Annotated in this window: 8 protein-coding genes; 3 read left to right on the forward strand and 5 right to left on the reverse strand. The window is 73.9% G+C overall.

The features are described 5' to 3' along the window. Both SSBG_RS19440 and SSBG_RS19445 read left to right on the forward strand, forming a co-directional pair. Nucleotides 1-789 carry an FAD-binding oxidoreductase gene (locus SSBG_RS19440; protein ID WP_234010594.1) on the forward strand — a complete coding sequence of 263 codons (789 nt, stop codon included), beginning with the start codon at nucleotides 1-3 and terminating at the stop codon, nucleotides 787-789. Beyond that, complete coding sequence (locus SSBG_RS19445; protein WP_008747783.1) at nucleotides 786-1,052, forward strand: DUF6510 family protein; 267 nt, start codon at nucleotides 786-788, stop codon at nucleotides 1,050-1,052. The genes SSBG_RS19440 and SSBG_RS19445 overlap by 4 nt, the downstream gene beginning before the upstream one ends. Nucleotides 1,053-1,165: 113 nt before the next feature. Here the strand turns inward: SSBG_RS19445 and glpX are convergent, their stop codons facing one another. Beyond that, nucleotides 1,166-2,209, reverse strand: a complete 1,044-nt coding sequence (gene glpX, locus SSBG_RS19450; protein WP_008747784.1) for a class II fructose-bisphosphatase — start codon at nucleotides 2,207-2,209, stop codon at nucleotides 1,166-1,168. A 216-nt stretch (nucleotides 2,210-2,425) separates the two neighbouring features. On the opposite strand from glpX, the gene SSBG_RS19455 reads away from it, so the two are divergent. Continuing rightward, nucleotides 2,426-2,992 (forward strand): DUF4245 domain-containing protein, encoded by a 567-nt coding sequence (locus tag SSBG_RS19455; protein WP_008747785.1) that lies wholly within the window; start codon nucleotides 2,426-2,428, stop codon nucleotides 2,990-2,992. Between the two features lie 275 nt (nucleotides 2,993-3,267). Here the strand turns inward: SSBG_RS19455 and SSBG_RS19460 are convergent, their stop codons facing one another. From SSBG_RS19460 to xseA, 4 genes are all read right to left on the reverse strand, one after another. Then, complete coding sequence (locus tag SSBG_RS19460; protein WP_008747786.1) at nucleotides 3,268-3,861, reverse strand: malonic semialdehyde reductase; 594 nt, start codon at nucleotides 3,859-3,861, stop codon at nucleotides 3,268-3,270. A 126-nt stretch (nucleotides 3,862-3,987) separates the two neighbouring features. Continuing rightward, on the reverse strand, nucleotides 3,988-4,452 hold the full coding sequence (locus SSBG_RS19465; RefSeq protein WP_037870168.1) for a GNAT family N-acetyltransferase: 465 nt from the start codon (nucleotides 4,450-4,452) through the stop codon (nucleotides 3,988-3,990). A gap of 149 nt (nucleotides 4,453-4,601) precedes the next feature. After that, nucleotides 4,602-4,862 carry an exodeoxyribonuclease VII small subunit gene (locus SSBG_RS19470; protein ID WP_008747788.1) on the reverse strand — a complete coding sequence of 87 codons (261 nt, stop codon included), beginning with the start codon at nucleotides 4,860-4,862 and terminating at the stop codon, nucleotides 4,602-4,604. Further along, nucleotides 4,859-6,100 carry an exodeoxyribonuclease VII large subunit gene (xseA, locus tag SSBG_RS19475; RefSeq protein WP_008747789.1) on the reverse strand — a complete coding sequence of 414 codons (1,242 nt, stop codon included), beginning with the start codon at nucleotides 6,098-6,100 and terminating at the stop codon, nucleotides 4,859-4,861. Before xseA ends, SSBG_RS19470 begins: the two co-directional genes overlap by 4 nt. Nucleotides 6,101-6,191 lie beyond the last annotated feature (91 nt).

The following is a 6,191-nucleotide window of genomic DNA, read 5'->3' on the forward strand; positions in this document are numbered from 1 at the left end:
GTGCCCCCGCCAGGCCGCACGGACGGCCCCCGCGCCCCCGGCCCCTACCAGCGCTGGGCCCGCGCCACGCTGCTCTCCCGCACCCCGGAGACCGGCACCGCGCGCACCCTCGTCCTGCGCGCCCCGGGCTGGCCCGGGCACCTGCCCGGCCAGCACATCGACATCCGGCTGACCGCCGAGGACGGTTACCGGGCGGCGCGCAGCTACTCGCTCGCCGCGCCCGGCAGGGCCGAGCACCTGGAGATCGGCGTCCAGCCCGTCGCGGGCGGCGAGGTCTCCCCCTACCTCGCGGAGCAGCTGCCGGTCGGCGCCGACGTGGAGGTGCGGGGCCCGCTCGGCGGCTGGTTCGTGTGGAAAAAAAAAAGGGCCCAAAAAAAAAAAAAAAAAAAAGAAAAAAAAAAAAAAAAAAAAAAAAAAAATGGCGATGCTGCGCGGCCACCGCACCGCGGGCGCGCGCCTGCCCGCCCGCCTCGTCTACTCCGTACGCGACCCGGCACAGCTCTGGTACGGGCCCGAACTCGCGGCCTTCGCCCCGCCGGTGTCCGTGCGGCTCCTGCACACCAGGACCGCGCCGCCCGGCGACCCGCGCCCACCGGGCCGCATCACGAGCGCCGACCTGCCCGGCGCCGGGGGCCCCTTCGCGCCCGGGAGCCCCGACGTCTTCGTCTGCGGTCCCACCGGCTTCGTCGAGCACGCGGCCGACCTGCTCCTCCTCGCGGGCCACCCCGCGGAGCGCATCCGCACCGAACGCTTCGGCTGAACACCGGACGACAGGAGTCCACGCCATGACCAGCGCACCCCTCGACGGCAACGCCCTCGCGGGCCCGCTCGCCCCGATCCTCGCCGCCGACCCCACCACAGCCTGGCGCCACTGCCCCGGCTGCGGGACCCGGGGGCCGCTCGCGGAGCTGCGCGTGTACGGGCCGGGACCGGGTCTCACCGCACGCTGCCCCGGCTGCGGGGCGATCGCCCTGCGCCTGATGACGGAGGGCCCCTTCACCTGGCTCTCGCTCGGCGGCCCGGACGGCGCGTTCCGCTTCCGCACGGGCTGAGTCCCGTGCGGGGTGTCTCCGCACGGCACGGCGGGGGTACGGGGTGCCCTGCCCGCCCGTACCCCCACCCGTCCCTCGTACCTTCGCCGCGCCGATCCGCCCCCGCCCTGGGGTCAGTTGGCGCGGTCGAAGTCCACGCTCGCGTACGCGCGCAGCTTGGAGAGCCGGTGCGTCGAGTCGATCTGGCGGATCGTGCCCGACTTCGAGCGCATCACGAGGGACTGCGTCGTCGCCGTCTCGGCGCGGTAGCGGACACCGCGCAGCAGCTCGCCGTCGGTGATGCCGGTCGCGACGAAGAAGACGTTGTCACCCGAGACGAGGTCGTCCGTGGACAGCACCCGGTCGAGGTCGTGGCCCGCGTCCACGGCCCGCCGCCGCTCCGCCTCGTCCTTCGGCCACAGCTTGCCCTGGATCACCCCGCCGAGGCACTTGATCGCGCAGGCGCTGATGATGCCCTCGGGCGTCCCGCCGATGCCCATGAGCAGATCGACGCCCGTGCCCTCCCGCACCGCCATGACCGAACCGGCCACGTCGCCGTCCGAGATGAACTTGATGCGCGCGCCCGTCTCGCGGATCTCGCGGACGATGCCCTCGTGGCGCGGCCGGTCCAGGACGACGACGGTGACGTCCTCCGGCGTCGACTGCTTGGCTTTCGCGACCCGGCGGATGTTCACCGCGACGGGCGCGTTGATGTCCACGAAGTCGGCGGCCTCGGGGCCCGTCACGAGCTTGTCCATGTAGAAGACGGCGGAGGGGTCGAACATCGTCCCCCGGTCGGCGGCGGCGAGCACGGCGATCGCGTTCGGCATCCCCTTCGCACAGAGGGTCGTGCCGTCGATCGGGTCCACCGCGATATCGCACTCGGGCCCGGTCCCGTCGCCGATCCGCTCCCCGTTGAAGAGCATCGGCGCCTCGTCCTTCTCGCCCTCGCCGATCACGACGACCCCGCTCATGGAGACGGTCGAGACGAGGGAACGCATCGCCCGCACGGCGGCACCGTCCGCCCCGTTCTTCTCGCCGCGCCCCACCCAGCGCCCGGCGGACATCGCGGCGGCCTCGGTGACCCTGACGAGTTCGAGTGCGAGGTTGCGGTCCGGGGCCTCCGGGGACACGTCGAGGGGGCCTGGCAGGTGGTGTTCGGGGTGCTCAGAACTCATCGGGGCTGCACCTTCCTGATGCGAGCGGCGGCCCCGCGCGGGCGCCCGGGGGGCGCGGCTGCGGGCCGGGACCGGAATCGAGGGTTGCTCTCGATTTTATCCGCCAGTACGACAAAATGAGCAGTGGGCTCCACGGATGAGCGCGCGAGGGGCGGGGCGGCGCGTTCGCGCGGGGCCCGCGCACGGCGGTCGGCAGGGGTCTGGGACGATGGGCGCGTGGCAGGCAAGAGGGGCAAGCAGACGGTTCGGGACATGATCCTGTCGCTCGGCGTGATCGTCGCGATCGCGGCCGGCATCTGGATCTTCGTCCCGCACGACGATTCCGAGGACCCGGTCAAACGGGTGGACTACCGCGTCGAGCTGGCGACCGCGCAGCGCGCGGCGGGCTATCCGGTGGCGGCCCCCGAGGGCCTGCCGAGGACGTGGAAGCCGACCTCGGTCAGGTACCGCGCCCAGGACGGTGACGCCTGGCACCTGGGATACCTCGACCCGCACGAGAAGTACGTGGCGGTCGAGCAGTCCACGAAGGCGCCCGACGAGTTCATCGGTGACGTCACGCAGGAGGCCCGCAAGTCGGGTGCCGTGACGCGCATCAACGGCCGCGACTGGCAGCCGTACAAGGGTGAGCGCTACGACGCGCTGGTGCTCCGCGAGGGCAGCTCCACGACGGTCGTGACCGGCTCGGCCGGCCCGGCGCAGCTCAAGGCGTTCGCGGCGGCCCTGCGCACCCCGGGCCCCGGCGCGGCCTCCCCGTCGGCGGACGCGGCCCCGCGCGGCGCCTGAGCGGCGCCGTTACGGGCAGCGGCACCCGGCGCGCTCCGTACCGCGGCTCCTCCGTACCGCGGCTCCTCCGTACCGCGGCTCCTCCGTACCGCGGCTCCTCCGTACCGCGGCTCCTCCGTACCGCGCCGCCTCCGTGCCGCGGTGGCTCCAGACCGCAGCCGCTCCGCCCGCCGCCGTCGTCCGTGTGTCACAAAGCCCCGGGAACGCCGTTGTTCCCGGGGCTCGCTGTTCCGCGCCCGTCGCCGGGCTTCCGTGCCCGCTGCCGGGCGCGCCGCTCAGACGGTCGTGACGACCTCGTCGTAGGAGAGGCGGGGCAGACGCGGGAAGGGGGAGGCGTCCGGGCCCGGCTTGCCGATGTTGATGATCATCAGCGGCGTGTGGTCGTCGTCCAGGAACTCCTTCTGGACGCCGGGGAAGTCGAAGCCGGTCATCGGGCCGGCGGCGAGCCCGGCGGCGCGGATGCCGACGATGAAGTAACCGGCCTGGAGGGTCGCGTTGATCGGCGCGACCTGCTCGCGGACGGAGCGGGCCGAGAAGAAGGCGTCCGCGATGCCGGGGGCGTGCGGGACGAGCTTGGGCAGCTCGGCGTGGAACTCGTTGTCGGTCGAGAGGATCGCGACGAGCGGCGCCGAACCGGTCTTCGCCTGGTTGCCCTCCGCCATGAGCGGCACGAGGCGCTCGCGCGCCTCGGGGGAGCGGACCAGGGTGATGCGCAGCGGCGACTGGTTGAAAGCGGTGGGGCCGAACTTGATCAGTTCGTAGACGGCCCGGATCTGCTCGTCGGTCACCGGCTCATCGGTGAAGGTGTTCGCCGTGCGGGCCTCGCGGAAGAGGAGGTCCTGGGTGGCTGCGTCGAGAACGAGCGACATGCGGTGCTACCTCGTGAAGGGGAAGGAGCCCTGGTCGGGGCCTGAACGCTGTCCACGCTACGCCCCCCGACGTTGAAGTTTCAACAAAAAGCGAGCGACGTGACCCGCCTAACAGCCCGCTCGCGCTCAGTCCTTGCGGAAGACCTGCCGCGAGCCGCCCTCGGGCCCGGGTTCCGCCGTCTCGGCCGGTACGAAGCCGAGCCGCCGGTAGAAGGCGCGCGCGCCGCTCTCCCCGGCCCCCGGGTGGTCCGCGCCGAAGGTCACCACCTCGACGCTCCCGGGCCCGAACCGCCGCGGCCCCTCCGCCATGAGGTCCCGGCCCACCCCCGTGCCCCGCGCGCGGGCGGCCACGACGAGCCAGTGCACGTGGTGCGGCGCGCCCCCGCCGCCGGGCCCGAGCAGGATGCCGCCGAGGGGCCCGTCGGAGTCCTCCACGAGCAGCGCGGCCCCCTCGGCGATGTGGGAGCGCAGGGCCGCGTGGAACCCGGCTTCGGCGACCATCGGGCCGAACCAGTGCTCGACCTCGGCGGCGAGCGCGAGGAAGGCGGCGATGTCGGAGGACGTCGCGGGACGCGGGGGCGCGGGGGCCACCGGCGGATTCTCGCAGCCGGCGCGGGCGGGCCGTCGCACGCGGGTCCGACCCGTACCCCCCACGTGCCGCCCGGCCACGTGCTCGCGCCCCGTGTCCCGTGCCCGCGCCCTGTGTCCCCGGACCTCGCGCGGCCCGCCCCCGCCCGCTTTCAGTCCTCCTCGCCCTCCCCGGCCCCCGCCGCCTCGTCCTCGCGCTCCGCGAGCGCCGCGTCGAGCCGGGCCCGCGCGCCCTCCAGCCACGTACGGCAGATGCCGGCCAGTTCCTCGCCGCGCTCCCACAGCGCCAGCGACTCCTCCAGCGTCGCCCCGCCCGATTCGAGCCGCCGGACGACGTCGACCAGCTCGGCCCGCGCCTCCTCGTAACCGAGCGCGGGGCTCTCGGCGGCCTTCGTCGCTCCCATGTCCTTCACCCTTCCTCGCCGTTCTCTTCGCTCTCGCGGCGCTCCGCGCGCCGCACCGTGAACTCGCCCTCCGCGACCCGCGCCCTCAGCTCCTCGCCCGCCGCGACCTCCTCCGGCGCCCGGACCGCGGCGCCGTCCGCGCGCTGGAGCACCGCGTACCCGCGCCCCAGGGTCGCGGCGGGGGAGAGGGCCACGACACGCGCGAGGGTGTGCGCGAGGTCGGAATCGGCGCGGTCGAGGAGATGGCCGACCGTGCGGCGGGCGCGGCCGATCTCGGCGCCGATCTCCTCGTCCCGCCCGGCCACGAGCCGGTACGGATCGCGCAGCGCGGAGTGCGCGAGCGCCTGCTCCAGGCCCTGCGACTCGCGCACGACGAGCGCGCGGACCGCCTGCCGGGCCCGGTCCCGGGCCTGCCGCACCCGCTCCAGCTCCTCGCCCACGTCGGGCACGACACGTTTCGCCGCGTCCGTCGGGGTCGAGGCGCGCAGGTCCGCGACGAGGTCGAGGAGCGGCGTGTCCGGCTCGTGGCCGATCGCCGAGACGACCGGGGTGCGGCAGGCCGCGACCGTACGGATCAGCTCGGCGTCCGAGAACGGCAGCAGGTCCTCGACGCTGCCGCCACCGCGCGCGACGACGATCACGTCCACGTCCGGGTGCGCGTCGAGTTCCCTGACGGCGCCGACGACCTGCGCGACCGCGTGGACGCCCTGGACCGCGACCTCCCGGGTCTCGAAACGGACGGCGGGCCAGCGCGCCTCGGCGTTCTTGATGACGTCCCGCTCGGCCGCCGAGGCACGGCCGGTGACCAGGCCGATGCGGCGCGGCAGGAAGGGCAGCGGCCGCTTGCGGTCGGCGGCGAACAGGCCCTCGGCGGTCAGCTCCCGCTTGAGCCGCTCCAGCTTGACGAGCAGTTCACCGATGCCGACCGGACGGATCTCCGCGGCGCGCAGCGAGAGCGAACCGCGCCCGTGGTACCACTCCGGCTTCGCCCGGACGACGATCCGCGAGCCCTCCGTGACGACGTCGGCGACCGCGTCGAAGACGGGCCGGAAGCACGTCAGCGAGATCGAGACGTCGTGCGAGGAGTCGCGGAACGTCAGGAAGACGACGCGGGCGCCCGGACGCCGCGAGATCTGCGTGAGCTGCCCCTCGACCCACACCTCGCCGAGCCGCGCCACCCAGTCGCCGATGAGCCGCGAGACCTCCCGGACGGGCAGAGCGGCTTCGGGGGTGGTCTGAACAGGCATGGCACGAGCCTAACGGCCGTCACTGACACGCCGAGCGATCAATCCAGCCCCTCCGGAGTTTGAGGCGCGGGTGTTCTGGGGCGGGGCCCCA

This window comes from Streptomyces sp. SPB074 (assembly GCF_000154905.1).
Classification (GTDB): domain Bacteria; phylum Actinomycetota; class Actinomycetes; order Streptomycetales; family Streptomycetaceae; genus Streptomyces.